At 70.3% G+C, this 24,969-nt stretch carries 28 protein-coding genes; 8 read left to right on the forward strand and 20 right to left on the reverse strand.

Going from position 1 to position 24,969, the window contains the following annotated elements:
• From HV824_RS26000 to HV824_RS26035, 8 genes are all read right to left on the reverse strand, one after another.
• On the reverse strand, nucleotides 1–702 hold a 702-nt coding region (locus tag HV824_RS26000), incomplete at its 3' end, for a hypothetical protein (RefSeq protein ID WP_176424489.1).
• 111 nt (nucleotides 703–813) lie between these two features.
• Nucleotides 814–1,113, reverse strand: coding sequence for a YtxH domain-containing protein (locus HV824_RS26005; RefSeq protein WP_176417314.1), 300 nt, complete (start codon nucleotides 1,111–1,113; stop codon nucleotides 814–816).
• 40 nt (nucleotides 1,114–1,153) lie between these two features.
• On the reverse strand, nucleotides 1,154–1,588 hold the full coding sequence (locus HV824_RS26010) for a hypothetical protein (RefSeq protein ID WP_176424490.1): 435 nt from the start codon (nucleotides 1,586–1,588) through the stop codon (nucleotides 1,154–1,156).
• Between the two features lie 34 nt (nucleotides 1,589–1,622).
• The gene (locus HV824_RS26015) at nucleotides 1,623–1,823 is read right to left on the reverse strand and encodes a hypothetical protein (protein ID WP_163783003.1); all 201 of its coding nucleotides are present in this window, start codon (nucleotides 1,821–1,823) and stop codon (nucleotides 1,623–1,625) included.
• Nucleotides 1,824–1,860: 37 nt separating this feature from the next.
• Entirely contained in the window at nucleotides 1,861–2,082 is a 222-nt protein-coding gene (locus HV824_RS26020) for a DUF3618 domain-containing protein (RefSeq protein ID WP_176417316.1), read from the reverse strand.
• Nucleotides 2,072–2,533: a phage holin family protein gene (locus HV824_RS26025; RefSeq protein ID WP_176417317.1), complete on the reverse strand. Its 462-nt coding sequence runs from the start codon at nucleotides 2,531–2,533 to the stop codon at nucleotides 2,072–2,074. The genes HV824_RS26020 and HV824_RS26025 overlap by 11 nt, the downstream gene beginning before the upstream one ends.
• Before the next feature lie 144 nt (nucleotides 2,534–2,677).
• Nucleotides 2,678–3,442 carry an endonuclease/exonuclease/phosphatase family protein gene (locus HV824_RS26030; RefSeq protein WP_176417318.1) on the reverse strand — a complete coding sequence of 255 codons (765 nt, stop codon included), beginning with the start codon at nucleotides 3,440–3,442 and terminating at the stop codon, nucleotides 2,678–2,680.
• 18 nt (nucleotides 3,443–3,460) lie between these two features.
• Nucleotides 3,461–3,985, reverse strand: coding sequence for a hypothetical protein (locus HV824_RS26035; protein ID WP_176417319.1), 525 nt, complete (start codon nucleotides 3,983–3,985; stop codon nucleotides 3,461–3,463).
• Between the two features lie 300 nt (nucleotides 3,986–4,285).
• Here HV824_RS26035 and HV824_RS26040 point away from each other — a divergent pair, with 300 nt between their 5' ends.
• On the forward strand, nucleotides 4,286–5,275 hold the full coding sequence (locus tag HV824_RS26040) for a M23 family metallopeptidase (protein ID WP_176424491.1): 990 nt from the start codon (nucleotides 4,286–4,288) through the stop codon (nucleotides 5,273–5,275).
• A gap of 6 nt (nucleotides 5,276–5,281) precedes the next feature.
• Here HV824_RS26040 and HV824_RS26045 read toward each other — a convergent pair whose 3' ends face one another.
• From HV824_RS26045 to HV824_RS26095, 11 genes are all read right to left on the reverse strand, one after another.
• On the reverse strand, nucleotides 5,282–6,064 hold the full coding sequence (locus tag HV824_RS26045; RefSeq protein WP_176424492.1) for an enoyl-CoA hydratase/isomerase family protein: 783 nt from the start codon (nucleotides 6,062–6,064) through the stop codon (nucleotides 5,282–5,284).
• Nucleotides 6,013–6,714, reverse strand: a complete 702-nt coding sequence (locus tag HV824_RS26050) for a TetR/AcrR family transcriptional regulator (RefSeq protein WP_176424493.1) — start codon at nucleotides 6,712–6,714, stop codon at nucleotides 6,013–6,015. Before HV824_RS26050 ends, HV824_RS26045 begins: the two co-directional genes overlap by 52 nt.
• A 108-nt stretch (nucleotides 6,715–6,822) precedes the next feature.
• The gene (locus tag HV824_RS26055) at nucleotides 6,823–8,361 is read right to left on the reverse strand and encodes a hypothetical protein (RefSeq protein WP_176424494.1); all 1,539 of its coding nucleotides are present in this window, start codon (nucleotides 8,359–8,361) and stop codon (nucleotides 6,823–6,825) included.
• A 159-nt stretch (nucleotides 8,362–8,520) separates the two neighbouring features.
• Nucleotides 8,521–8,871, reverse strand: a complete 351-nt coding sequence (locus HV824_RS26060; RefSeq protein WP_002634858.1) for a helix-turn-helix domain-containing protein — start codon at nucleotides 8,869–8,871, stop codon at nucleotides 8,521–8,523.
• Nucleotides 8,872–8,930: 59 nt separating this feature from the next.
• Nucleotides 8,931–11,564: an LPS-assembly protein LptD gene (locus HV824_RS26065; RefSeq protein ID WP_176424495.1), complete on the reverse strand. Its 2,634-nt coding sequence runs from the start codon at nucleotides 11,562–11,564 to the stop codon at nucleotides 8,931–8,933.
• Nucleotides 11,565–11,611: 47 nt separating this feature from the next.
• Nucleotides 11,612–13,081, reverse strand: a complete 1,470-nt coding sequence (locus tag HV824_RS26070; protein WP_176424496.1) for an AMIN domain-containing protein — start codon at nucleotides 13,079–13,081, stop codon at nucleotides 11,612–11,614.
• An 18-nt stretch (nucleotides 13,082–13,099) separates the two neighbouring features.
• On the reverse strand, nucleotides 13,100–14,374 hold the full coding sequence (locus HV824_RS26075) for an alpha/beta fold hydrolase (RefSeq protein ID WP_176417326.1): 1,275 nt from the start codon (nucleotides 14,372–14,374) through the stop codon (nucleotides 13,100–13,102).
• A 9-nt stretch (nucleotides 14,375–14,383) separates the two neighbouring features.
• On the reverse strand, nucleotides 14,384–15,616 hold the full coding sequence (locus HV824_RS26080) for a folylpolyglutamate synthase/dihydrofolate synthase family protein (protein WP_176424497.1): 1,233 nt from the start codon (nucleotides 15,614–15,616) through the stop codon (nucleotides 14,384–14,386).
• Between the two features lie 71 nt (nucleotides 15,617–15,687).
• Nucleotides 15,688–16,539 carry an acetyl-CoA carboxylase, carboxyltransferase subunit beta gene (gene accD / locus HV824_RS26085; protein WP_176417328.1) on the reverse strand — a complete coding sequence of 284 codons (852 nt, stop codon included), beginning with the start codon at nucleotides 16,537–16,539 and terminating at the stop codon, nucleotides 15,688–15,690.
• Nucleotides 16,540–16,601: 62 nt separating this feature from the next.
• The gene (locus tag HV824_RS26090) at nucleotides 16,602–17,357 is read right to left on the reverse strand and encodes a 3',5'-cyclic-nucleotide phosphodiesterase (protein ID WP_176424498.1); all 756 of its coding nucleotides are present in this window, start codon (nucleotides 17,355–17,357) and stop codon (nucleotides 16,602–16,604) included.
• A 1-nt stretch (nucleotide 17,358) separates the two neighbouring features.
• A complete protein-coding gene (locus tag HV824_RS26095) occupies nucleotides 17,359–18,009 on the reverse strand; it encodes a Crp/Fnr family transcriptional regulator (RefSeq protein ID WP_176417330.1) in 651 nt (216 codons plus the stop codon).
• Between the two features lie 120 nt (nucleotides 18,010–18,129).
• Here HV824_RS26095 and purM point away from each other — a divergent pair, with 120 nt between their 5' ends.
• From purM to HV824_RS26110, 3 genes are read left to right on the forward strand one after another with little or no spacing between them, the layout of a single operon-like run.
• On the forward strand, nucleotides 18,130–19,167 hold the full coding sequence (purM, locus tag HV824_RS26100; protein ID WP_176417331.1) for a phosphoribosylformylglycinamidine cyclo-ligase: 1,038 nt from the start codon (nucleotides 18,130–18,132) through the stop codon (nucleotides 19,165–19,167).
• Nucleotides 19,164–19,838 carry a phosphoribosylglycinamide formyltransferase gene (gene purN, locus HV824_RS26105; RefSeq protein WP_176417332.1) on the forward strand — a complete coding sequence of 225 codons (675 nt, stop codon included), beginning with the start codon at nucleotides 19,164–19,166 and terminating at the stop codon, nucleotides 19,836–19,838. Before purM ends, purN begins: the two co-directional genes overlap by 4 nt.
• Entirely contained in the window at nucleotides 19,835–20,332 is a 498-nt protein-coding gene (locus HV824_RS26110; RefSeq protein ID WP_368670907.1) for a DUF523 domain-containing protein, read from the forward strand. Before purN ends, HV824_RS26110 begins: the two co-directional genes overlap by 4 nt.
• Before the next feature lie 9 nt (nucleotides 20,333–20,341).
• On the opposite strand, the gene HV824_RS26115 is transcribed toward HV824_RS26110, so the two are convergent.
• Entirely contained in the window at nucleotides 20,342–21,427 is a 1,086-nt protein-coding gene (locus HV824_RS26115; RefSeq protein ID WP_176417333.1) for an enoyl-CoA hydratase/isomerase family protein, read from the reverse strand.
• 80 nt (nucleotides 21,428–21,507) lie between these two features.
• On the opposite strand from HV824_RS26115, the gene HV824_RS26120 reads away from it, so the two are divergent.
• The 4 genes from HV824_RS26120 to HV824_RS26135 all read left to right on the forward strand — a co-directional run.
• Nucleotides 21,508–22,197 carry an HAD family phosphatase gene (locus HV824_RS26120; protein ID WP_176417334.1) on the forward strand — a complete coding sequence of 230 codons (690 nt, stop codon included), beginning with the start codon at nucleotides 21,508–21,510 and terminating at the stop codon, nucleotides 22,195–22,197.
• 72 nt (nucleotides 22,198–22,269) lie between these two features.
• Entirely contained in the window at nucleotides 22,270–23,799 is a 1,530-nt protein-coding gene (locus HV824_RS26125) for an NAD(P)-binding protein (protein ID WP_176417335.1), read from the forward strand.
• A gap of 102 nt (nucleotides 23,800–23,901) precedes the next feature.
• Nucleotides 23,902–24,093 carry a 50S ribosomal protein L28 gene (gene rpmB / locus HV824_RS26130; protein ID WP_163784574.1) on the forward strand — a complete coding sequence of 64 codons (192 nt, stop codon included), beginning with the start codon at nucleotides 23,902–23,904 and terminating at the stop codon, nucleotides 24,091–24,093.
• A 269-nt stretch (nucleotides 24,094–24,362) separates the two neighbouring features.
• The coding region (locus tag HV824_RS26135; RefSeq protein WP_368738106.1) for an ATP/GTP-binding protein at nucleotides 24,363–24,969 on the forward strand (607 nt) is incomplete at its 3' end.

Genomic DNA, 24,969 nt, shown 5'->3' on the forward strand with positions numbered 1-24,969 from the left:
GACGTGTCGCTGCCGCACGCGCGCCTCCAGCCCCGCCGCGTCCGGACGCACCTCCTCCGCGGCCACGCCCTCATCGGCGTAGAGCGGCGCGGGCGGCAGCGACACGTCCTCGGTGGAGTCATCCAGCAGGAAGCCGTACCGGGACGGAATCCTGCCCGTCAGCAGAAAGCACAGCAGCACGGGCGTGTCTCCGGACACGCGCTTCAGATGGAGAATCGCGCGTTCCGTCCCCACGCGGCGCAGCAGCAACGTCAGGGACGGGCGGCTCGCGCTCAGGTAGCGCTGGATGCGGTCCTTGAGCGTGGCACGAATCTCCGCGAAGGCCTCGGCATGTTTCGCCTCGCTCTGCGCCTCGCGCAGGGCAAGCGCGTCGCGGGCCTGCGTCAGCTTGTCCTCCGCGTCCCGCAGGAAGTCCCCCGGAGCGGCCGGCGGAGTCACCAGCGCGGGCTCGGCGCCCGACGGCGGCGTCAGCCCCGCTGCGCGCACCGCGCCCAGCAGGAACGAGCCCTGCTGCTCCAACCGCTCGCGCTCCTCGCGGAAGCGCAGCCGCGACGCCGCATGCTCCACCTGAAGCTCCAGCCACGCCTCGTAGCCGGACTCCAGCGTCTCCAGCGCGCGCAGCCGCGCCAGCGCCGCGTCCGGGCGCACGCCCTCGCTGGCCCCGGCGGGCTTCACCACCCCTCCCTGCGTCGTCTCGCTCACGGCGGTGGACTCTAACCGGCTCCAAACGGGAAGGCCCCCACCCGCGGCCGTCGCCGGCGCGAATGGAGGCCCATGGCCCCGTCCGGGGCCGTGTACGGCGGATGCCGCGAATCAGGAGGTGCGGGACACGGTGCCCTGCGGGCCCGTCTGCGCCGCGCCCTCGGACGAGCGGCCGACCGCGTTGGACAGGTACTCCTGGCCGGTGTGCAGGCGCTGACGGAGGTCATCGCGCAGCTGGTTGCCCGTCTTGGGCGCCAGCAGCAGCCCCAGGCCCGCGCCCACGAGGATGCCCGCGGCGAAGGCGCCCACGACGGGCAGGAGCGTGTCCACCGTGTCCCGGCGCGTCTCCAGGCCCACCAGGTGCAGCAGGTCGTCCTTGTCCAGCTTCTTGAGGTTGTTGAAGTTCACCATTTGCGACTCCAGGGGTTGTGGGGTGGAGGAGAGCCCGGACTCAGTACGTCGGCGGGCGAGGAGTTCCTGCGGAGCTGGCATTCGCCGACGCGGAGCCCTGCGGGCCCGGATCAGCCATACCACGTCCAGTCTGATAGCCCTGGAAGGCCGCTTCCGCCATGCCCATCAGCTCATCCTTGACGAGCGGCAGCGCCGCGAGGCGCACGCCCAGCCGGAGGATGCGCGCCGTCAGCGGCGTGAAGAGCCCGCCGCCCAGCAGATAGCCGACGCCCACGGCGGCCGCCATCATCCCGTACGGGTTGCGCTCCACGCGTCCGCGCAGGTCCAGCGTCTGCCCCAAGTCCGTCACCGCGCTGCGCGCGTCGGACCAGAGCTGCTGCGCGTCGCTGCCAATGTGGTCCACCCGCTGCCCGAAGCCGCCCCCCTGCGGGTCCTGCGGCGTGCCATTGCTCGATGCACCTGGAAACGTCGTCATGCGTTCACCCTCTCGTGTGGTTCCAGCGCGCGGCTCAGCGGCGCGAGGCAATGCGTCCGACGAGGAAGCCCACGGCCACGGCGCCCAGCAGACACGTGCCCGGATTGGCGCGGATGAAGCTCACCACGCGGTGGTTCAGGTCCACGATGTTCTGACGGGCCTCGTCGATCTGCGGCACCACGCGGTCCTGCAACTCACGGGCCCTGTCGGCCATCTGCTGCGGATTCATCTCCATCGAAGTCAGCTCCTCATTGGGGGTACTACGGAAGTCGTCAGTCGCGCGAGCCCAGCCACAGCCCCACCACGAAGGCGGCGCCCACGCAGGCGTAGGGATTGCGGTTCACCCACTGGCGCCAGTCGGCGGCCACGGCCACTTCCTCGCGGAGGGCGCTCACGGACGTGGCCAGCTCGGCGCGCGTGCGCTCGATTTCGGCGCGCAGGTCCGCGCTGCTGCGGGGGCCGTAGGCCTTGGACTGTCCATTGCTACCGGCCATGCGGGGGCTCCTTGAAGATTTCACTGTTCGTCCCCTGGAGCGCGTTCGCGGATGCGGCAGGGGCCGTGTTGGTGAGCGCGGCCACGCTGAGCGAGAGCTCCTGTGACGAATCGTCCATCATCCGGCGCGCCTTCAGCCGGTTCACCGCCCACATCGCGCCGCCCACGCCGCCCACCAGATTCAGCAGGCCGATTCCGGCCAGCGCTCCGGGCCACCCCAACCACGTGGACAGCCACGCCGCCAGCGCCGCGCACACGAAACCATAACCCACGAGGATGAAGGGCACGAAGGCCACGATCATCGCCACGTCCAGGCCCGTGGCCTTGACGTCCTCGGCCAGCTCCATGCGCGCCAGTTGCAGGTGCTGCGTCACCAGCCGGCTGAAGCCGTCGGCCATGCGCCCGACGAGCGCGGAGATTCCGCGCTCCGCCTGTTCACTTCCCACGTGCATGCGCTCTCCGGCCGACGCATACGGCCTCTCAGGTGCGGGCCAACCTAGGCATGCACCCGTTCCGCGACAACCACGTCACGGAGTTTTTGTCCGGCACCCGCAAGCGTCGGCCAGTGAACGCGCGCGCCAGCCCATCCGCCCAGTCTACCCGATGAGCTGCACCGGGGGAGAGACGGAAGGCTCCACGGCGATGGGGCTCTCGAAGCGCAGCACGAGGGGCAGGTGGTCAGACGCCACCCGGCTGAGCTCCGTGCGGTGAGGATGGATGGACAGCGGCCGGACGCCCGCGTCCACGAAGATGCGGTCCAGCCGCAGCAGGGGCAGGCGCGTGGGGTACGTGCGAGCGGGCGCGCCGAGCTCCAGCGCCGCGTCGTGGATGGCCTCGCGCACCAGCGAGGGCACCGGGCCGTTGCCCCAATAGTTGAAATCTCCACACACCACCAACGGGTCCTTCCGCGCGGCATCGCGGAGGATGTCCGAGGACAGCAGCAGCGCCTCCTGCTTGCGCCGCTCGCCCAGGCGCAGGCCCAGGTGGAGGGAGAAGACGTGGAGCTGCTGCCCTTCCCCGATGTCCAGGTCGCAGCGCAGCGCGCCCCGCGGCTCGCGGCGGCCCACGCTCAAGTCGTAGTTCTTCGACTTGAGGATGGGCAGCCGCGACAGGATGGCGTTGCCGTAGCGCCGGCCGTTGCGCACGACATTGGGGCCGAAGGCCATGTGCAACCCGAGCATGTCCGCCAGGTGCTCTGGCTGGTCCTCCCGAGGCGTCACCGCGCGGAAGTCGCCGACCTCCTGGAGCGCGACGATGTCCGCGTCCACTTCGCGGAGCACCGCGCCCACCCGGCCCAGGTCGAAGCGGCCGTCCGTCCCGATACCACTATGGATGTTGTACGAAACGAGACTCAGCTCCACGCGCGTCGCTCACCCAGGTCAGGACAGCGGAAGGATGCGGCCCGCGGCCATGCGGACGACCGTGACGGGCAGCAGGATGAGCCGGGACACGGCCTTGACGGCGTCGCCCAGCCCACCCCGCAGGGCCTGGAGCTGATGCGCCACCTCGTCGCGAAGCTCCGGCAGGCGCCCGCGCGGCGGCTGCTCGCGCGTGGGGGGCAGCGCGCCAATCGGCGCCGTTCCTCCCACGACAGGCGCGGACGTCGGGCGCGCCTTGCGCTTCGACGCGCCACCCGCCGCCTTGAACTCCGGGCCATGAGAGAACTTGGCGTCCGGCTCCGGCCGCGCCAGCTCCTCCAACTGCGCCTCCATCTGATGCGCGATGTAGCGCTCTTCCGTCTCCGCGAAGCGCTTGCCGTAGTGAACGCCCTCGTGGCTCTCCATGGCCTCGGGATGCGCCTTGGAATGGGCCAGCCGCGCCTTGTCCTGCCGACGCAGGCTTCGCTTCGGCGCCGGCAGCGTCTTCGGAACCTGGTAGTGGTCAAAGCTATAGGGACGAGGCATCCGCGAATCTCCCAGTCAACGAGTCCGTTCAGAAGCTAGGAAGCCCCCAGTCCCCCGGGTACGCCTTGACGGAATGTGCCCTGGTGGCCCGCCTGCCCTGCGGCCAGGCAGGCGGCGCGCGGACAGGATGCGTCGTCCAAGTACCGACAACCTCTGGCGTCGGCCTGGCGCAGAGGAGGCGTGCGGCCGTCCTCCCACCCAGGCGACATGCCGAGCGCTTTCGAGGGGCGGAGCAAGCGTGCGGCGAATCAACACCACACCCCGGGAAGAGTTGCGCGCGACGTGGTGTAAAAACGGCCCATGTCTTCGCACGCACCCGGCCGGAAGTATTCCAAGTCCCCTTTCCTGCTCCTCGCCCTGCTCGCACTTGGAGCGAAGGCCGGTGCGACCGAAACCGCCCCGGTGCCCGCGGGCGCGTCCAGCGAAAACGCCCCCCAGGAGGCCCCGCCCCAGCTGACGCTGCAGCCCACCGCGGCCAAGCCGGGAGACCCGGTGCTGGTGAGGGTGAGCGGCGTGACGGCGCCTCCCACCGGAACGCTCGCCGGACGCGCGCTGCGCTTCTTCCCTTGGGGCGATGGCTATCTGGCCGTTTCCGGCCTGCCGGTGGAGCTGACGCCCGGCGCCGCGGAGGTGACGGCCATGGGCCCTGTCATCCCGGGCGCGCCGCGGGTGGAGCTGAAAGGCACGCTGGACATCGTGGAGTCCGGCTACCCGTCACGCGAGCTGCGCGTGGCCGGCAAGTACGTGAAGCCGCCCGCGTCGGTGCGCAGGCGCATGGCCGCGGACCGCCGCGCCTTCGCGGCGGCCTTCGCCCAGGACTTCAGCGCGCCGCACTTCTCGCGGAACTTCGCGTGGCCGCGGGAGGACCGCATCACCGCGCCCTTCGGCGACCGCCGCACCTTCAACGGCAAGCTGTCCAGCCAGCACTTCGGCGTGGACATCGACGGGGACCCGGGCACGCCGGTGCAGGCCGCAAACGATGGCACGGTGGTCATGGCGCGCGACAACTACGCGGCGGGCAACACCGTGCTGGTGCACCACGGCGCGGGGCTCTACACGGCGTACTTCCACCTGTCCCGCATCGACGTGAAGACGGGCGCACGGGTGAAGCAGGGCCAGGTGCTGGGCAAGGTGGGCAGCACCGGCCGCGTCACCGGCCCGCACCTGCACTGGGGCGTGAAGGTGGACGGGCTGTGGGTGGACGGAGCGAACCTGCTGAAGCTGGACTTCTTCCCGCACCTGCCGCCCAGCGTCGCCCGGGGCGGCAACACCCGGCTGGGCACGCCGTAGCCGCCGTCAGCGGTCGTTCCACTTCGGGGGACGCTTCTCCAGGAACGCGGAGATGCCCTCCCCCGCGTCGTCCGCCAGCACGTTCAGCGACAGCTGCGAGGCCAGGTACTCCAGCGCGGCGGGCAGCGGCAGGTCCTCCGCGGTGAAGAAGGCACGGCGCCCCAGCGCCAGCACCGCCTGGCTCTTTCCCGCCAGCTTTCCCGCGAGCGCGCCCACCGCGGCGTCCAGCTCCGCGGCCGGCACCACGCGGTTGAGCAGCCCCAACGTCAGCGCCTCGCGCGCGGGCAGCCGGTCTCCGGTGAGCACCAGCTCCAGCGCGCGCTTGCGGCCCAGGTGACGCTGGAGCAGCGCCATCATCATCATCGGGAAGAGGCCCACGTCGATTTCGGGCGTGCCCAGGTCCGCGCCCTCCACGGCGACCGCCAGATCACACGCGAGCACCAGCCCCAGGCCTCCCGCCAGCGCGTGCCCGTTGACGCGCGCCACGGTGGGCTTGCGCAGCTCCTGGAAGCGCGCCAGCAGCCGCCCGTAGGAGCGGCGGCCCTCGTGCGTGGACAGGAAGCCCGCGTCACCGGCCAGGGTGCCCAGGTCCCCGCCCGCGCAGAAGACCTTCTCACCCGCGCCCGTGAGCACCACCACGCGCACCGCGGCGTCGGACTCGGCCCGCTCCAGCGCGGCCATCAGCTCGCGCACCACCCCCGGGGACAAGGCGTTGCGGGCCTTGGGCCGGTCAATGGTCAGGAGCGCTTGGGGGCCTTGGACTTCGTAGCGGACTTCTCCGGCTTCCATTCGGACACCTCAGCGGCCTGGGCGCCCGTGAGGACGCCGTGAAGGAAGGAGTCGGCGATCTGCGACTTCGCCCGCTCCAGCGCGTCGGGGTCGCGCGCGTCGGCCAGCCCCACGACGAAGGCGGTGAGCGCCATTTCGATGTTGCCGAAGAGGAGCGCGGAGGCCAGGTGCGGGTCCAACCCCCGCCGCAATTCGCCCCGCTCCTGCGCGGCGTGGAAGAGCGCCGAGCTGAGCCGGATGGCGTCCACGAAGGCCGTCTGCCGGTTGATGCGCGAGCCCGCCGGGCTGCGCGCAATCTCCAGGATGAGCACCTTCACCGCGCGCGGGTCCACCCGGTAGGCCTCGAAGGCCACCTCGACGATGCCGTGGACCTTCTCCGCCAGCGAGCCTTCGCCCTCCACCACCGCGCGCACGCGCGTGACGAAGCCGCTCCAGCCGGTGTCGAACACCGTCTCGAGCAGCTCATCCTTGTTCTTGAAGTAGTGGTAGACGAGCCCGTACGCGACGCCGGCCTCTTTCGCCACGTCCGCGATGCGGCAGCCGTGGTAGCCCTTGCGCGCGAACACGTCGATGGCCGCGCGGAGGATGGTGCGGCGGCGCTCGCTTTCGCGCGTGCCACCGTCCGCCGCCGGCTTGCTCTGCTGACCCACGGTTGTCCTCCACCGGCGGGTGATTCGCCAGTCAACCAGTGGAGAACCTACGGAGGGCGGGCCCTGGGGTCAATGCCTTCCTGGGCCCGCCCGGAGAAACGGCGGCGGCTACTCCACCGTGCCTCTGACGGTGGGCCCCTGGACGACGGCCTCGTGGCCCTCCAGCAGCGCCGCCGTGTACTTGCAGATGGGCGACACCGTCCACTCCGCCGGGGGGACGAAGAGCGGCGGCGGCGGGCCTTCGGCGGGCGGCTCGTGCGCATCGCTGACCACGTACGTCTCGAAGTTGAAGGACGGGTAGGTCAGCGCGATGCCCGTGCCGGCCGGAGACACATTGACGGGGCCGGTGCCGCCGCCATCGCAACCGTCATCGTCGCCGTTCTGGGCCATGCGGTTGTACCAGGGGTCGGAGACGATGAACGAAATCGCGAGGCCACCGTAGTGGCTGATGAGCGGCGGCGGCGCGTTGGGCGGCGGGCTGATCTGCCGCTGCGTCTGGTCCCTGTCCAGCCCGTGCGGCATGCCCGTCCAGAGGATGCGCTCCTGGACCCAGATGAGCGTGCTGGCGTCGTGCTCGCCGTTCTTGCCCGTCCAGCGGCCGTCGCCGTTGGTGTCCACGTAGCGCTCGCCCGGGTCCCACGTGCCGTTGTCGTTGTTGTCGACGAAGGGCTCGGTCAGGTCCGTGAACGGCTCGCCCGTGTCCCAGACGCCGTTGTTGTTGAGGTCGTCGAAGGCCTCCTCACCGCTGGTGATGGCGATCAGCGAGACCAGGTTGTCACGCGGGTTGAGGACGATGCCGGGGCGGATGGGGTCCGGACGGCGCGGCTCCGGGCGGTCCTGCTGGGGCTGCGGGGCGTTGCCGTAGACGGCAATGGGGTTCTCGTCCCAGAGGAAGGGGTGCATCCACAGCGGCGCCAGGTACTCGCCCGTGTGGGTCGCGTCCACCAGCGGGTTCCAGGTGAAGATGCCCGGCTCCACGTCCTGCGGCAGCGGCAGGGACGTCTTGTAGAGGACCTCCGCGTTGCCCACCACGTCCGTGACGGACACGGCGCTGGGACCGATGGTGCCCGCCTCCGTGAGGAAGGACACCTGCGCGCCCACCACGCCGTCACCGTTGCGATCTCCCACGTGGGCGATGCAGTTGACCTTCACGCCCGCGATGAGGCTGCGCGTCTCGTCCCAGGCGCCCACGGCGTGGTGCAGACCGGAGCCGTTGCCGGAGAACGAGCCGCACTGGAAGGTGAACTGGCGGGAGTTCGAGTTGGTGCCCGCGAAGCTGACCACCGGCGAGACGGCCCGCTTCATCTCGGCGCCGGTGCCAGCGGTGGCGATGACCACGGCGGAGGCCACCCGGCCGCCGCGCGCCGTCATCTGCACGGACACGATGCCGTCACCCGTGTTGGTGACACCCTCGGTGGGCGACAGCTCGATGCCCGGAACGGGGGACTCCAGCGTGAAGGACACCGGCGTACCCGCCTGCGGCTGGCCTCGGGAGTCCACCGCGCGGAAGCGCAGCGTGGTGATTTCTCCCAGTCGCGGCTGAGCCGGTGACTGGTCCACGAATTCAAGTGTGGCGGGGGCCGACGGCGAGCATGCAACGAACAGCAGGCTCGCGAAGGCCACCCACGGGGCCAGACCCGGACGCATCAGGGGAAACTCCTTGAAGGCGATGAAGGAAGCGGGCTGTACGCGAGCAGCGCACAGCGCATCTTCCGCATCTTCCCGGGCCACCTACCGTCCAGTCAAGGACAGGACAGGTGGACCGGAGCCCTCTTGCGTCCAGGGCCTGGAATCCCTGGGGTCACTTCAGGCGGCGGTGCCGCTGAACATCACCCGGGCCACGCCCAGGAGACGGTCCACGTCCCGGGCGGTGAGGCCACGGGCGCGCGCGAAGTCAGACAGGGGCCGCAGGAGGTCCTCCGTCTGAGCAAGGGTCTGCTCCGTTCCCGTGAAGAGCTCGCCCAGGCTCACGCCCAGCGCGTTGGCGAGGGCCGCCAGCGTCTCCACATGGGGGACACGCTCGCCGCGCTCGATCATGGAAAGGAACGACACGCTGATCTGCGCCCGCTCCGCGAGCTCTTCCTGCGTCCATCGCTCCGGCCGCTGTGTCCGAAGCTCGCGGATGCGCTGCCCAATTCGTTTTCCGAGGTCCGACACGAAGTACTTCTCCTGGCTGTTTCGGGGTTGGAGGAACCACCACCCACTGCTGGTGATTCCTAGCCTCCGGAACCAAAGGATCCGAAATCCGCCACGATGAGGTTGATGCCGGAGAATTCCAGCCCCAGCTCCCGTCGCAGCGTCACCACCCCCTCTACCCGCCAGCAGTCGCATGCAGGCCCATACGAGAGGCCGAACGTCTGCTGAGCCAGAGGGCGGTTTTCTTGAGTTTTTGAATCCTGGTAAAGCGGCTGCACAATTGCTTCGTACCGCACTCCCAGCCCAAATCCGAGCTTCAAACGCGTACCCGCGATGAGGGCTTGAGCCCGTTCGGCCGGAGGGAAGCCGGGTTCTACTCGGGATAGTCCGCCTACCAGGGTATCCAGCGAGCGGCGAAGCACATCAGGGCCCACGGAGCGAGGATCCACCCCCATGTTGAGCGCGGCGCCACCGGCCCACAGCAGGTCATCGAAGCGCGCGTACACGGCGTGCCCCTTGCCATTGTCGACATTCACCTCCGCGGAGAGCCCGGAGATGCGGCCCGCGTTGGGGTCATAGCGAACGGTGCCCGCGGCCGTGAGGATTCCGGCGGTGGCGCTGAGGCGGGCGAAGGTGTCGCGCAGCACGGGCCCCGGGTCGTCCACCTTCCCCGCCGCGGGCACGTGCCGGGTGAGGTCGAAGCCTTGTCCGATGCGCAGGCGCAGCGGCTCGCGGATGTCGTTGCCGCGCTTGAAGCGCAGCGTCTGGTCCACGGCGAGCACCGCGTGGAGGAAGCCCTGGGTGCGGCCGTCGGCCTGGAACGGCACCGCGGCGTCCACTTCGTCATAGGGGCGGGCCAGGTCTTCCCCGGAGGTCCCAGCCGAGGGGAGACGGCCCCACCCGCCCGGCACGTAGCGCAGCTCCAGCGAGGGGGTGATGGCATGACGGAAGCTCGTCTCACGGCCCTCGAAGACGCGCGCCACCTGGCTTTCGAGCAGCAGCCCGGCGATGGGATAGCCCCGCTGCCACGTCCGGCCCGACACCTCGCCCAGCCACACGTCCTGGCGCAGGCCCAGCGACGGCGACACGCGCATCAGACTGCCCAGGCCGAAGGACGTGGACAGGCGGGGGAAGAAGTCCACCCGGTCGCGAGCTTCACGGTCGTTCGAGTTGAAGATGCCGTCGGACTGCGAGGGGTCCACGTCACGCGCATCGGAGCCGACCGGGACATAGCGCCCGTCGGGCTGGAAGAGGCCGTCGATGCCCTCGTCGCCGTACCCGCCTCGCAGGGGCGCGAGCCGCAGGTACTTCACCGACAGGCCCCCCATGATTCCACCAAGCACGGGCCGCTCCGGCAGGGCCAGGGTGATGGCCGGCAGCCGTTGGAACGTGGTGGGGCCCTTCAAGTCCGGGCGCGCCGGGTCCGTGGCCGCCGGGACGCGGTTGTCCTGGAAGAAGCGATACCCCCACCGGATGTCCTGGCGCAGCGCCACGTCGAGCCCCGCGTAGAGGTCGTCCTGGCGCTGGAACACCGTGCCCGTGCTGCGCAGGTAGGTGAACTCGCGGGTGACGAGGTCCGCCGTGAGGTCGCGGGTGTAGTTGCCGTCCGAGACGAACGAGGCGTCGACCCGGTTGTGCCATCCGCCCCCCATGTCCTGGGTGTGCTGCCAGGATGCCTCGCCCCGGAGTCCTCGTCGCTCATTGACGAACTCGGCTGTTTCAACACCGTCCACCGTCCGCCGGTAGAACAGGAAGCTGCGCGGATCCCGGATGGGCCGGAGGTCGTAGAGGAACCCCAGCGTGGCCCGCCCCCGGGTCCGCTCGCTGGGCGCATAGCGGAACTCGGTGAGCAGGCGCGGCCCCTTCACGCCCAGGTAGCGCGGCTCCCGAACCGGCCCGGGGGCACCCGGTACGCCCTCGTGCAGTTCGTAGCCGCCGCTGAAGTACCCCGGCGTGAGCGTCACGTCGTAGCTCTGCCTCAGCGTGATGAAGAGGGGCTGCTCCAGGGAGAAGCCGTTGAGCGCGGAGAAGGTGGGCTTGGGGAGCAGCAGGCCGGTGCGCCGCTGTGACAGCGGCATGTAGAGCCACGGCAGCGCGAACACGGGCACGGACTTCACGTACACCACGGGCAGCGTCATCGTGGCGCGCTCGCCCAGGACGACGGTGGCCGACGAGGCCTCCATGCGCCAGCCGGGCTCCCCCGGGCTGCAGTTGCACGGCGTGAAGGCCAGGTCCTCCACGAGGAAGGTGTTCTCTCCCGTCCGGCGGATGCGCGAGCCGCTCATGAGCAGGGGCGTCTCCCCCATGGCCCGCAGCTCCTGGGGCGTCTTCGCCGTGTACAGGGCCTCCTGGGTGACGCCCTGCTTCTGCATGAAGAGGCCGCCCTCGAGGTTCGCCTCGGAGGTGCGCACATCCATCTTCACGGTGTCGGCGACCGCGGCCAGGCCGCGGGGGCCCACGAACATCACGCCGCCCGAGGCGGTGACGAACTGGTTCACCTCGTCGTACGTCACCTCGTCGGCGCGAAGCTGCATCGTCTCCGTGCGCAGCACGGCGTTGCCGCGCGCGGTGACGACCTTCGTGTCCGCTTCATAGACGACCAGGTCCGCGGCCAGCTGCGCCTGCTCACCGTTGGGCAGCGCCAACGGGGTGGTGAGCGGCACCTGCGACGTGGAGACCAGCAGCGCGGCGGCGAGCGGAACGAGGAAGCTCATTCAGGGGTGCAGGGTATGCCGCGCCCAGGCCGAGCGGCCCGCCCTTTTCACCGGCCTGTGCGCTGGAAGTCCAATGAAATGACGTTGCCCTCCTGGCGGGCCTCGAACGGCGCGGACTGCCGGAGCTCGATGGTGATGCGCACATCCCGCCCGGACGCGCTCGGGTCCACCCGGCTCACCGGCGTCGCGAAGAAGGACGTGTCCAGCGGCAGCGTGTTGTTGCTGGCGTCCACGCGGGTGTTCTCCAGCTCCAGCACCACGGAGCGGCCCTGCTCCGACACGGAGTAGCTGACCGGCTCATTGGTGCGGATGAACACGCGCGAGGCCCCCGGCTGCTGCTGGAAGCCCACCAGCGTCAGCGTCTTGCGGCGCGAGGACACCGCGCCGGAGCTGCTCGGCCGGGACGGCTCCACCGCCTGCTGCTGGCGGCGCTCCCGGGACGCACGCGCCTCGGCCTGGCGCTGACGGCGCTCCTCGGCGGCGGCCTCCTGCTGAGCGCGGCGCTCCGCCGCAGCGGCCCGCGCGGCGGCACGACGCTCCTCGGCGGCGGACTGCTGAGCGACCTGCCGCTGCTCGGCCTCGGCCCGGGCCGCCGCCTTGCGACGCTCCAGCTCCTCGGCGGCGGCCTGCTGCTGGGCCCGGCGCTCGTCGGCGGCGGAGGCCTGCGCGGACGCGCGCGCGGCCTCCTCCTGGCGCTTGCGCTCCGCCGCAGCGGCCTCTTCCTGGCGCCGCTGCTCGTCGGCGGAGGCCTGCGCGGAGGCACGCGAAGCCTCCTCCTGGCGCTTGCGGTCCGCCTCGGCCCGAGCCTGCTCCTCCTGCTGACGCTGAGCGGCGGCCCGCGCTTCCTCCTGACGATTCGCCTCCGCCTCCGCGTCACGCTTCGCGGCGGCGGCGGCTTCGGCGGAAGCCTGCGCCTGGGCCTCACGCTCGGCGCGAGCCGCGGCGGCGGCCTCCGCGGCGGCCTGCTCCTGGGCCTGACGCTCCGCCGCGGCGGCAGCGGCGGCCTCCGCGGCGCTGCTCCCCGCCTGGGGCTGCTCGGTGTCCGGCGCCTGCGCCACGGCCTGACCTCCGCCGCCCGCGACGCGGACGACGAGCTGGTTGCCATTGGCCTGGATGTCCGCCTCCACCTCGCGCTCGTAGCCGATGAGCACGCGCGCGATGGAGGACGCCTCGGAGCCATAGCTGGCGGTGCGGATGGCCGTCACCGTGCCGTTGCCCACCTGGATCTCCTCGGGAACGTCGGTGAAGACGGCCTCGGAGATGTCGATGACGAGCCGCGGCGGGTCCGTCATGGTGAACGTGGTGAAGTTGGCCTTCTGCGAGCCGGAGATGGTCACCGTCCCACCATTCACCTGCACCGCGGTGATGGTGTTCAGGTTCGTGGCCGGAGCCTGCGCGAGCGCCAAGAAGGGCACGAGCACCACACCGAGCAGCCACGCGGCAAACAGCTTCATCGACCACACCCCTTCACGTTGACAAAAGAGCGTGGAGGCTATCACGCACCAACGTGCCTCCAACTTTCCATCCAGACGCGTCTAGCGGAGCCGCGGAAGGCTCGGCGAGCGATACCGGTGGGTCCGCGCGTACTCGATGAGGTTCTTGATGTCGTAGCAGATCTGCCGGATGTCGTGCCCCATCGTCAGCTCGATGTGGCTGTTGCCCTTCACCGGGCGCCAGAGCAGGTACTCACTCTTCGCGGCGCGATACACGCTGCGCGTCGACTCCAGCGAGGCCAGCGGGTCCAGGTCCCCGAAGATGATGGCCATGGGAACCTCGATGCGACCGAAGCCCCGCTTGAAGTCGAAGCCGGTGCGGTAGCAGACCATCTCTCCCCGGCGAATCCACCGCGCGAACTGCTCCAGCACCCGGCGCGGCTCCCGCTCTCCACCTTCGCGGAGCAACCAGCGGATGTCATCCGCGCTCACCCGCTCCGGATTGATGAGACGGTTGAGCCGCGTGGTGAGCTGTTGATACAGCGGCGAGTCTTCCGCCTTCGCGAGCTGGCGCTCCAGCGACTTGAGGATGATGTCCACCGGCACCGCGTCGAAGCGCAGCGTCCGCCGCACCCGCGGCTTCAGCCGGCGGCCCAGGCCCTTGTTCAACACGCCCACGCCCCGCGCGAGCAGCGAGCGCCCCGCCCCCTCCACCTTGCCGCTCACGTTGAGGCTGGCGAGCGTCAGGTCGATCATCCCGGCCAGCAGGGGCGCGCCGTGCGCCACCAGGCGCAGCAGCATGAAGCCGCGGCCCAGGTCCGCCGGAGAGCCGATGGTGATGAGGCCCTCGAAGTCGTTGTGGATGCCGGCGTAGCCGTAGCCCAGCATCCCGCCCATGGAGTGGCCGCAGTAGAAGATGCGCTCGCGCCGGGTGATGCGCTTCACGCCGGAGACCGCCGCTGGCAGGTCGTAGAGGAAGTAGCTGTCGATGTCCCAGCCGTAGTCGATGTCCGGCGGCAGGGGGCGCTTGAAGCGGTCGGCCCGCTCCTTCTGGAACGCGATGGAGCTCTTGCCGTGGCCCCGCAGCTCCAGGATGTGGATGTCCACCCCGAAGAAGAGCAGGTTCTTGACGAACTGCCCGCTGGTCCAGGTGTGCCGGTTCTGTGAGAAACCGTGCACCAGCAGCAGGGGCTCACCAAACAACGGTTGCGCGAAAGGCTGCTTCACCGGACGGTAGCGGGTGATGACCAGCGACCAGCCGTCCGCCGTCTCCACGACGTACTTCGTCTTCGAGTAAAGCGCCCTGAAGTCGACTTCGTCGATGGAGGGGATGGGCGGCCCCGATGTCGCGGCGGCTCTCCAGTCCGGCAGGCGCATGCCTAGAATCTACGGCGGCTGATGCATCGCGCCAAGGTTTCGATACAGGCGAGCCTTCATCATCCCGACAAGGAACAGTGAACCTGTACAAAGGACGAGGTCATCCGCGGCTGCCCGCTCGCGCGCCGCGGCGAGGGCCGCGTCCGCGTCCGGCCAGGCAGTCACGTCCGCGCACAACGCGCGCGCCTCCGCCAGGTAGGCCTCGGGAGGCAGCGAGCGAGGCGTCTCCAGAGGCGTGAGTTGCACCGAGGCGCACTCGGGAAGCAGCGCTCGCAGCATCGGTCCCCGGTCCTTGTCCCCCACCACGCCGAAGACGAGGTGGATGCGACGCCCCGGGTAGAGGTCACCCAGCGACGCGAGCAGCACCTCCACGCCCGCTGGGTTGTGCGCGCCGTCCAGCAGGAGGACGGGCTGCTGCCCCACCTCCTCCAATCGCCCCGGCCAGCACGCCGACGCCAGGCCCGCGCGCGCGGCCTCGGGCGGCACGGTGACGCGGCGCTCCTGCAAGGCCTCCAGGCAGGCGAGCGCCACCGCCGCGTTCTGCCGTTGATGGGGCCCCCGCAGCGCGACGGACAGCCCCTCCAGGGACCAGGCCGCCCCGCGGTACGACAGGCCGCCGTCGGGCTGACGCTCGCCGGCGAAGTCACGCCCCTCCAGCCGCACCGGCGCCCCGACCTCCTCGGCCTTGCGGAGGATGGCCTCCAGGGCCTCCGGGGCCTGCCGCGCGACGACACACGGCACCCCGGGCTTGAGGATGCCCGCCTTCTCGCCGGCGATGGCCGCCAGCGTGTCGCCCAGGTACTCCATGTGGTCGAAGGACACGGGGGTAATCGCCGTCACCACCGGGCTGGCGGCGGTGGTGGCGTCCAGCCGGCCGCCCAGGCCCGTCTCCAGCACGGCCACGTCCACGCGGACCTGGGCGAAGTGCCACAGGGCCACCACGGTGCCGAACTCGAAGTACGTCATGGGCGAGGACACGGCGCTGGGGTAGCGCTCCAATACCTCCAGGATGCGCAGACCGAGGTCCGCGTCGGAGATGTCCTCGCTGTCCACGCGGATGCGCTCGTTGACGCGCACCAGATGCGGAGACGTGTAGAGGCCCACGCGGTGCCCGGCGGCATGAAGCGCCGCCGCGGTCATCGCACAGGTGCTGCCCTTCCCGTTCGTCCCGGCGACGTGGAGCGCCGGATACCGCCGCTCCGGATGTCCCAGGGCGGCCAGGGCCTCCTGCACGCGCTCCAACCCCAGCTTGATGCCGGAGGGGTTGAGCTTCGTGAAGAAGGCCAGCGCCTCCTCCGGTGTCCGGGGCGGGCTCAGCCCAGCAGCCCCAGGATCTGCCCCAGCTTCGCCCGCAGGTCCTTGCGGTGGATGATGGCGTCGATCATCCCGTGGTCCAGCAGGAACTCGGAGCGCTGGAAGCCCTCCGGCAGCTTCTGGCGGATGGTCTGCTCGATGACGCGCGGACCGGCGAACCCGATGAGGGCCTTGGGCTCGGCGAGGATGACGTCGCCCAGCCACGAGAAGGACGCGGCGACGCCGCCGGTGGTGGGGTTGAGCAGCACGGAGATGTACGGCCGCGTGCCGGTGCGGAAGCGGGCGATGGCCGCCGACGTCTTGGCCATCTGCATGAGGGAGAAGATGCCCTCCTGCATGCGCGCGCCGCCCGACGCGGAGAAGACGATGGCGGAGCACTTCAGCTCGTGCGCGCGCTCGAAGACGCGGGCCACCTTCTCACCCACCACCGAGCCCATGGAGCCGCCCATGAACTCGAAGACGAAGCAGCCCACCGACACCTGGTGGCCCTGGATGCGGCCCACGCCGGAGATGAAGGCATCCGGCTCGCCCAGGTTCTTCCGGGAGGACTTGAGCCGGTCCTTGTACTTCTTCGAATCACTGAACCCGAGCGGGTCCTGCGGCTCCAGCTCCTTGTCGAACTCCTCGAAGCTGTCGGGGTCCAGCGTCGCCGCCAGCCGCGCGCGCGCCGCCCAGTAGTGGTGGTGCTCGCAGTGCGGACACACCATCCAGTTCTTCTCCAGCTCCTGGCGGTAGATGATCTCGTCGCACGTCTCGCACTTCGCCCACAGGCCCTCCATGCGGGACGGGCGGGGCTCGGCTTGCGGTTCGGTGTCGACGGCGATGCGCGGCTTCTTCGAAAACCAGGCCATGAGGTGGGCGGGGTTAATCCGGTCGCTTTCGGCCGTCAACCCCTCCGTATGGCGCGACGCGTCTACAGCTCGAAGGTATCGCCCAGCTCCAGCACGTCCACCGGCAGCTCGGCCAGCTCCTTCTTGAGCTGCGACACGAAGGCGGGCTTGAGGTGGTACAGCAGCACCGAGGCGCCGTTGCGCTCGAACTTCTGGAGTTCCAGGCCCAGCGTGTGTGGCGTGAGGTGGCCGGAGATGTCGGCCAGCGACTGGAGCTTGTTGGGGAAGGACGTCTCCAGCAGCAGCGCCTTGAGGTTCTTCGTCTCGTTCAGCGCCTTCCACAGCTTGTCCGTGGGGCCGGTGTCGCCGCTCATCGCCAGGGCGCTCTTGCCGTTGGAGATGATGAAGCCACACGACTCCACGGGGTGGCTCACCGGCACGCTGCGCACGGTGTAGGGGCCCACCTGGAAGCTGCTCCCGGCCCGGAACGTCTTGATCTGCAGCACGGGCTGGCGCTTCGTCGGGATGCGGGTGAAGTCCGGCCAGAGCGCGTTGTTGAACATGTTGTCGCGCAGGGCCCGGGCGCACTCGCGCGAGGCGTGGATGGTGACCGGGGTGTCGCGCCGGCCGATGACCAGGTCCGCCATCAACGGCAGGTCCTTCACATGGTCGAAGTGGCTGTGCCCCACCAGGACGTGGTCCACGCGGCACAGCTCGTCCAGCGACAGCGTCCCCGTGAGCGCCCCCGCATCGAGCGCCAGCACGTCATCGACGAGGAAGCAGGTGCTCTTGCAGGTGGGTAGCTCGCCGCCGTGGCAGCCGAGGACTCGCAGCTTCACGCTAGAGGTCTCCGAACTTCCACTTCATCTCCAGGTATTGGAGGAAGTCGTGCAGCCCGGCCGTGTCCGGCACGGTCATCCGGTCCCCGTCCCGCTCGACCAGGCCGGAACGCTCCAGCCGGTCCACGATGGCGCGGACCGCGGGCTCGCCCACGCCAATCTGGCGCGGCAGCTCCCGCACCGCGAAGTCGATCTCCACGCCCTCGTCCAGGGGCCGGCCCCGGTGCTGGCAGGCCTGGAGAATCCGGTGCACCACCCGGCTGGCCGGGTCGTTGTGCAGCAGGTTCTCGAGCTGGGCGTCCGCCTCGGAGAGGCGCTCCGCCAGCTTCTTGATCATCCGGACGGCGATCTCCGCGTTGCCGCGGATCATCCCCTCGAACGTCTTGGGGTCGATGACCAGCAGCCTCGCGTCCTCGTTGACCGTGGCCGAGGCATTGCGCGGCTTGTTGGAGATGATGGCCATCTCCCCGAAGAATTCACCGGGCCCCAGGACGGCGAGGACCTTCTCGACGTCGCGGACTCGCTTGGAGATGGCCACCCGTCCCGCTTGGATGACAAACATCTCCTTGCCGGCCTCTCCCTCATGGAAGAGCTCGGTGCCCTGGGGGAACTCCTTACCGAAACGTTGAAAGAGGGTTTCCTCAGCGCCCATCCTGCAAAGGAGTCAATCAGCCCACACTCGCCGGGTCAAATTCCCTTTTCTGTGCGCGACGGTGGGACACCCGCCACGCCACGCGAGACACCGGCGCGGGGGCCGGGTAGAAGGCCGCCCGTGGGAACGACCTACAAGCAGTCCGGAGTAGACATCGAGGCCGGCGACGCGTTCGTCGAGCGCATCAAGCCCCATGCCGCGCGCACCCTGCGCCCTGAAGTCATGGGCGGAGTCGGTGGATTTGGCGGTCTGTTCGCCCTGCCGCCAGGCAAGTACCAGCAGCCGGTGCTGGTGGCCGGCACGGACGGGGTGGGCACCAAGCTGAAGGTGGCCTTCGCCGCCGGACGCCATGGGACGGTGGGCATCGACCTGGTGGCCATGTCGGTGAACGACATCCTCACCTGCGGCGCCGAGCCCCTCTTCTTCCTCGACTACTTCGCCACCGGGCGCCTGGAGGTCGACGACGCCGCCGAGGTGGTGAAGGGCATCGCCCTGGGCTGCGAGCAGGCCGGCTGCGCCCTGCTGGGCGGCGAGACGGCGGAGATGCCGGGCTTCTACGCGCGTGGCGAATACGACCTCGCGGGCTTCTGCGTGGGCGTGGTGGAGCGCGCCGCCATCATCGATGGCAAGAGCGTGAAGCCGGGTGACGCGCTCATCGGGCTCCCCTCCTCCGGCCTGCACAGCAACGGCTATTCGCTGGCGCGCAAGGTGCTGCTGGACGACGGGAAGCTGGCCCTGGACGCGACGCCCGAGGGCCTGGACCGGCCGCTGGTGGACGCGCTGCTGGAGCCCACGCGCATCTACGTGAAGGACGTCCTGGCGCTGCTCCAGGCCGTGAAGGTGAAGGGCCTGGCGCACATCACCGGCAGCGGCATCCCGGGCAACCTGCCCCGCTGCCTGCCGGACGGCACGCGCGCGGTGCTGAGCGAGCAGACGTGGCCCAAGCCGCCCATCTTCGACCTCATCGCGAAGCTGGGCAGCGTGGCCCGCGACGAGATGTTCAGCACGTTCAACATGGGCCTGGGGCTCATCCTCGTCGTGGCGAAGGAGGACGTCGCCCAGGCGCTGAGCGTGCTGAGCGGCCGGGGCGCGCGGGCCTTCGAGGTCGGTCGCGTGGAGGCGGGCCAGGGCGAGGCCACGGCGGTCATCGACCCATGAGCGGCCAGCGGGTCCGCCTGGGCGTGCTCGTGTCCGGCAGCGGGAGCAATCTGCAGGCGCTGCTGGATGTGTGCGCGCGCGCGGACTTCCCCGCCGAGGTGGCCTGCGTGGTGTCCAACGTCCCCACCGCCTTCGCCCTGGAGCGGGCGCGAAAGGCGGGGGTGACGGCCACGGTGGTGGACCACAAGGCCCACGCGACGAAGGCGGACTTCGAGAAGGCCCTGCTGGACGCGCTGCGCGGGGCGAACGTGGAGTGGGTGTGCCTTGCGGGGTTCATGCGCTTGTTGAGCGCGGACTTCCTGGGCCACTACGCGGGGCGGGTGCTGAACATCCACCCGTCGCTGCTGCCCGCCTTCCCGGGCCTGCATGCGCCGCGACAGGCGCTGGAGCGCGGCGTGAAGGTGGCAGGGTGCACGGTGCACTTCGTGGACGCGGGCACCGACACGGGGCCCATCATCGCGCAGGCGGCCGTGCCGGTGCTGCCGGAAGACGACGAGAAGGCGCTCAGCGCGCGAATCCTCGCGGAGGAGCACCGGCTCTACCCGCTGGCCGTGCGGCTCGCGGTGACGGGCAAGGTGACGCTGGACGCGGCGCGCACGCGCGTGGACGCGCGGGCCACGGTGGGCGAGCTGGCGCTTCGCAATCCCGGCGCGACGGTCGACCCGGCGTGAGCGAGCGCGCCCCGCCCTCACGCGACGAGCGCATCGCCGCGCTCCGGGAAGCCCGCGTGGTGCTGGTCAGCGCCTGCCTGCTGGGCGAGGCCTGCCGGTACGACGGCCGCTGCCAGCGCTCCGAGCGCGTCCTCGCGGCGCTGGCGGACAAGGACGTCGTCCCCGTGTGCCCGGAGGTGGCCTCGGGCCTGCCCGTGCCGCGCCCGCCCGTGGACCTGCGCGGAGGCACGGGGGTGGACGTCTGGGCCGGGCGGGCCACCGCTGTCGAGCGCGCCGAGGGCATCGACCGGACGGAGGCCTTCCAACGGGGCGCCCGGCTCGCGCTCGACGCGGCCCGACGCTTCGGCGCGACGGTGGCGCTGCTGAAGGAGAAGAGCCCGTCGTGCGGAAGCCAGCGGGTCTACGAGTCCGGCCAGCTCCGCTCGGGCGAAGGCATCACCACGGCGCTGCTTCGCGCGGACGGCATCACCGTCCTCTGCGACGAGGACCTTTAGCGACAGCCCCTACCCGCGACGCGCCGGCAGCGTCCACGTGTCATGAGGCAGCGGCGCGAAGAGCGCCTCCACCATGTCTTCGGTCACCTCCGCCAGCGTGGTGGGCCGCCAGTGCGGCTTGTTGTCCTTGTCCACGAGCACCGCGCGGATGCCCTCACGGAAGTCCGGCCGCGCCGTCATCGTCTGGCTGAGCCGGTACTCCACGTTGGCCATCTCGTCGTAGCCGCGGGTGCGCCCCATCCGGAGCTGGCGCAGCGTCACCTTCAAGCTGGCCGGGCACCTGTGGAGCAACGTGGCCCACGTCTCCTGGGCCCACTGCGTGCCCTCCAGCTCCAGCGCCTGCTGGATGTCGTCCACGCGCTCGGCCGCGAAGCACCGGTCGACGGCCGCGTGCTGCACGCTCAGCGGCGACGTGCCCGCGTCCGCGTGGAAGCCGGCCAGCACCGTGTCCACCACGGTGCTCGCCGCGCCGGTGCCCCAGGGCGCGCGCACCAGCGCGTCCAGCACCGCGTCCAGCCGCGCGGACTCCACGTGGTGCGTGGCGTAGCCCAGCCACATCGCGTCCGCCGCGTCGCACCGGGCGCCCGTGAGGCCCAGGTACGTGCCCGACTCACCCGGGAAGCGCGGCAGGAACCAGCCGCCGCCCACGTCCGGAAAGAGGCCAATGGCCGTCTCCGGCATGGCCAGCACCAGCTTCTCGGTGACGACCCGGTGGGTGCCGTGAATCGACAGGCCGAGCCCGCCGCCCATGCAGACGCCGTCCACCAGCGCGATGAACGGCTTGCCCAAGTAGTGGATGCGGTGGTTCAGCCCGTACTCGGCGCGGAAGAACTCGCGAGACACCCGCTCCTCCGCTTCAACGGACGCATCCCCCACCGACAGCGCCACCGCGCGCACGTCTCCACCCGCGCAGAAGGCCCGGCCGCCAGCGCCCCGGATGATGACGGCCTGGATGGCCGGGTCCGCCGCCCAGGCGTCGAGCGCCGGGTGCAGCTTGCGGCACATGCCCAGGGTCAGCGCGTTCAGGGCCTTGGGCCGGTTCAGGGTCACCACGCCTACCGCGCCACGCGTCTCGAGCAGGAGGTCGTCCGTCATGGCGCCGGGGATATCAGGCGAGCAGCCCCTTGGGTGGATTCATTGGCCCGCCGCCGGGACGGACGCGCTATGGGGAACGCATGACCTCCGCACTGGCGCCCCTGCGTGCCGTCGTCTTCGACATGGACGGCACCCTCGTCGACAACATGCAGTTCCACAACGAGGCCTGGGTCTCGTTCGCTCGGAAGCTGGGCTTGCCGCTGACCGCCGGCGACTTCCAGAGCCGCTTCGCCGGCAGGAAGAACGAGGAGATCATCCCCCAGCTGCTCGGCCGCCCGGTGGCCCCGGATGAAGTGGAGCGCATCGCCGAGGAGAAGGAGCACCACTACCGCACCCTGTACCGGCCGCACCTGAAGCTGCACCAGGGCGCGGAGGCCTTCATCCAGCGCCTGCGGGAGGCCCACGTCCCAGCGGCCATCGCCACCGCCGCGCCCCAGGGCAACCGCGAGCTGGTGCTGGACGGGCTCGGCATCCGGCCCCTCTTCGCGAGCATCGTCGGCGCCGAACAGGTGACGCGTGGCAAGCCCGCCCCGGACATCTTCCTGGCCGCCGCCAAGGCGCTGGGCGTGGCCCCCACCGAGTGCCTCGCCTTCGAGGACGCTGTCCTGGGCATCATGTCCGCCCGCGAAGCCGGCATGACGGTGGTGGGATTGACCACCGCCGCGCCGGAGGCCGACCTCCGCGAGGCCGGCGCGCACTGGGTGGTCCAGGACTTCACCCAGCTGCCGCCCGAGCTGGAGCAGCGCCTCTTCAGCGCCCAGGCCCGCTGACCCGCCCCCCGCGGGCGCGCCGTGGTGAAAAGGGCGCCAGCGGCGGGCACGTTGTGTAGTGTTGCCCGCCTCATGGCGACGTCCTCTGCCAAGCTCAAGCTCCCCGCCGGGCCGTCCCGGCATGTCTACGACGTCATCGTGCTCGGCAGTCAGCTGGGCGGTGCGCTCGCGGCGGCCCTCCTGGCGAAGCGCAACCACCGCGTCCTGCTGGTGGAGCACGACGGAATGGGGCCGGGCTACGAGCACGGCGGCTACGTGCTCCCCTACGCCCCCTTCGTCGCGCCGCCGCTCAAGGCCATGCCCGCGGTGGAGGAGGCCCTCACGGAGCTGGGCCTCAACGCCAACGTCCAGCGCACGCTGCGGCCCCACGCGCCGGAGCTGCAGCTCCTCATGTCCCGCAGCCGCATGGACCTCCATGGTGATGCCGCCCGCCGCAAGGCCGAGGTGACGCGCGAGCTGGGCGAGGAAGGCGAAGCCCTGCTGGGCACCCTGGCCGGCGCCGCCGCGCAGCACGAAGCCAGTGATGCCTTCTTCAAGGCGGGCCCCGCCCTGCCGCCGGACGGCTTCTTCGAGGGCTGGGGCCTGAAGAAGCTCATCCGGGCGCATCCGGGCCTGGAGACGCCGCCCCGGCTCACGGGAGACAGCGCGTCGGTGTCCCTGGTGCGGGGACTGCTGCCCTTCGTCACCCACCTGGACCGTCCGGAGGCGCCCCTGGCGCTGACGCGGGCCATGTCCCAGGTGCTGTCGACCCCTTCCTACTTCCCCGGCGGACACGAAGGCCTGCGCGAGGTGCTCGCGCGCCGCGTGGCGGAGCTGGGTGGAGACGTGCTCGGGCGCGACAACCCGGCGGGCTTCATCGTGGAGGAGCTGGCCTTCGACGGCAGCAAGTTCGCGGGCATGAAGCTGATGCGCTCGGACACGATGTACCGCGCGTCCTGCCTGGTGGCGGCCACGGACGCGGGCGCGCTGCGGCGGCTGGTGACGGACAAGAAGCACCACCGCGGGCTGCTGGAGCACCTGGACCAGTCCAACACCAAGTCCCTGCTCTTCACCGTGAACTGGGTGGTGCCGGAGTCGGCGCTGCCTCGCGGCCTGGGTGAGCTGGCCCTGCTGGACACGGGCGACGCGGAGCTGGGCCCCGTGCTGCTCCAGATCCAGCCCGCGCGCGCGACACAGGCGCACGGCGGCAAGGAGGCCAAGGCGACGGAAGGGCTGCGCGTGGTGTGCGCCGGCGCCTTCGTCCCGGCCTCGGCGCGGGACCTGGGAGAGGAGCACCTGCAGGGCCTGGCGACGCGCATCGACGAATACCTGGACGCGCTGATGCCCTTCACCGCCCAGCACCGCGTGCTGCGCTCGGCCCCCTACCTGGACGCCGGCGGGGTCCGTGGCAGCCGACTGATGCCGCACCCCTTGTTCAGCTTCGAATCGGAAGCCTTCCTGGGTGTCACGGGTTTGGCCCAGCGCACGCCGGCCAAGAACATCCTGCTCGCCAACCGCGAGGTCCTCCCCGGGCTGGGGCTGGAAGGCGAGCTGCTCTCGGGCATCCGGGCCGCGCGGCTGGTGCAGGACATGTTGAAGAAGAAGGATCCGCTCAAGGGCTGATCCAGGATCTAAGGCTGGATTTCCAGGCCGTTCTCTGGCAGGTTCCGCCGCTCTTTTAATCGGCAGGCGTCCAACGCCCCAGTTTTCAAGGAGTTAGAGGTCATGGCGTGGAAGTGTGACTTGTGTGGCAAGCGTCCGCTGGTGGGTAACAACGTCAGCCACGCGAACAACAAGACGAAGAAGCGGACCCTGCCGAATCTCCAGAAGGTTCGGGCCAGCGTTCAGGGCAGCACCCAGCGCGTTCTCGCGTGCACCCGCTGCATCAAGGCGGGCAAGGTAACGAAGGCCGCTTGAGGTCCTCTCGCTCGAAGGGGGGCATGACGCGCGTCTCACCACCGCGACTGCCCCCCACGAGCGGATTCATCCCGTTTCGTGCGGTTCGTGCCGCATTTCCCTTTCCGGAAAGCGGCGTGAGCCGTCGCGGAGGGCTTGCGGGCGCGCATCCTGGCGAGCCTGCCTTGGGGCCTTGGCCTCACCTCCAGCGCTGAACCTCGCGGTCCTGGGGTGAATGTCTCGTCGTCAACTGGCGCGAGGTGTCAAGTCGGACTAGGTAAGCTGGCACCGTGAGCAGCGTCAATCTGATGGCCCGTGAAGTGGCCGCGAAAATCGTCTTCTATGGACCGGGCCTTTCCGGGAAGACGACCTCGCTGAGGAAGATCTACGAGACGGTCCGCCCCGCACACCGCGGCGAGATGATGTCCATCGCCACGGAGGGGGACCGGACGCTCTTCTTCGACTTCCTTCCCGTGAAGGTGGAGCGCGTGGGCGATTGCTCCGTGCGCCTGGCGCTCTACACCGTGCCGGGACAGGTCTTCTACAACGCCACCCGCAAGCTGGTGCTCCAGGGCGCCGACGGCGTGGTGTTCGTGGCGGACTCGCAGCCAGAGGCCATGGACGCCAACCGCGAGTCCCTGGCCAACCTGGAGGAGAACCTCTTCGAGCACGGCATCCGCCTGGACCGCTTCCCACTGGTGATGCAGTGGAACAAGCGGGACCTGGACGGCGTGCTGCCCGTGGAGGAGCTCCGCAAGGAGCTCAACCCCCGGGGTGTCCCGGAGTTGGAGACGTCCGCCGCCAATGGCCGCGGGGTGCTCGACACGCTCAAGGCCATCACCCGGCTGGTCATCAAGGACCTGCGCGCCAAGCGCATCGTCCCGCCGCCCCGCCCCG

It is taken from the genome of Myxococcus sp. AM009 (genome assembly GCF_013372605.1).
GTDB lineage: Bacteria > Myxococcota > Myxococcia > Myxococcales > Myxococcaceae > Myxococcus > Myxococcus vastator.

Bases quoted from the DNA above. Each gene is read 5' to 3' on its own strand.
- HV824_RS26005 (WP_176417314.1), bottom strand. From the start codon at position 1,113: ATGGTGAACTTCAACAACCTCAAGAAGCTGGACAAGGACGACCTGCTG.
- HV824_RS26010 (WP_176424490.1), bottom strand. From the start codon at position 1,588: ATGACGACGTTTCCAGGTGCATCGAGCAATGGCACGCCGCAGGACCCG.
- HV824_RS26015 (WP_163783003.1), bottom strand. From the start codon at position 1,823: ATGGAGATGAATCCGCAGCAGATGGCCGACAGGGCCCGTGAGTTGCAG.
- HV824_RS26020 (WP_176417316.1), bottom strand. From the start codon at position 2,082: ATGGCCGGTAGCAATGGACAGTCCAAGGCCTACGGCCCCCGCAGCAGC.
- HV824_RS26025 (WP_176417317.1), bottom strand. From the start codon at position 2,533: ATGCACGTGGGAAGTGAACAGGCGGAGCGCGGAATCTCCGCGCTCGTC.
- HV824_RS26035 (WP_176417319.1), bottom strand. From the start codon at position 3,985: ATGCCTCGTCCCTATAGCTTTGACCACTACCAGGTTCCGAAGACGCTG.
- HV824_RS26040 (WP_176424491.1), top strand. From the start codon at position 4,286: ATGTCTTCGCACGCACCCGGCCGGAAGTATTCCAAGTCCCCTTTCCTG.
- HV824_RS26045 (WP_176424492.1), bottom strand. From the start codon at position 6,064: ATGGAAGCCGGAGAAGTCCGCTACGAAGTCCAAGGCCCCCAAGCGCTC.
- HV824_RS26055 (WP_176424494.1), bottom strand. From the start codon at position 8,361: ATGCGTCCGGGTCTGGCCCCGTGGGTGGCCTTCGCGAGCCTGCTGTTC.
- HV824_RS26065 (WP_176424495.1), bottom strand. From the start codon at position 11,564: ATGAGCTTCCTCGTTCCGCTCGCCGCCGCGCTGCTGGTCTCCACGTCG.
- HV824_RS26075 (WP_176417326.1), bottom strand. From the start codon at position 14,374: ATGCGCCTGCCGGACTGGAGAGCCGCCGCGACATCGGGGCCGCCCATC.
- accD (WP_176417328.1), bottom strand. From the start codon at position 16,539: ATGGCCTGGTTTTCGAAGAAGCCGCGCATCGCCGTCGACACCGAACCG.
- HV824_RS26095 (WP_176417330.1), bottom strand. From the start codon at position 18,009: ATGGGCGCTGAGGAAACCCTCTTTCAACGTTTCGGTAAGGAGTTCCCC.
- purN (WP_176417332.1), top strand. From the start codon at position 19,164: ATGAGCGGCCAGCGGGTCCGCCTGGGCGTGCTCGTGTCCGGCAGCGGG.
- HV824_RS26115 (WP_176417333.1), bottom strand. From the start codon at position 21,427: ATGACGGACGACCTCCTGCTCGAGACGCGTGGCGCGGTAGGCGTGGTG.
- HV824_RS26120 (WP_176417334.1), top strand. From the start codon at position 21,508: ATGACCTCCGCACTGGCGCCCCTGCGTGCCGTCGTCTTCGACATGGAC.
- HV824_RS26125 (WP_176417335.1), top strand. From the start codon at position 22,270: ATGGCGACGTCCTCTGCCAAGCTCAAGCTCCCCGCCGGGCCGTCCCGG.
- rpmB (WP_163784574.1), top strand. From the start codon at position 23,902: ATGGCGTGGAAGTGTGACTTGTGTGGCAAGCGTCCGCTGGTGGGTAAC.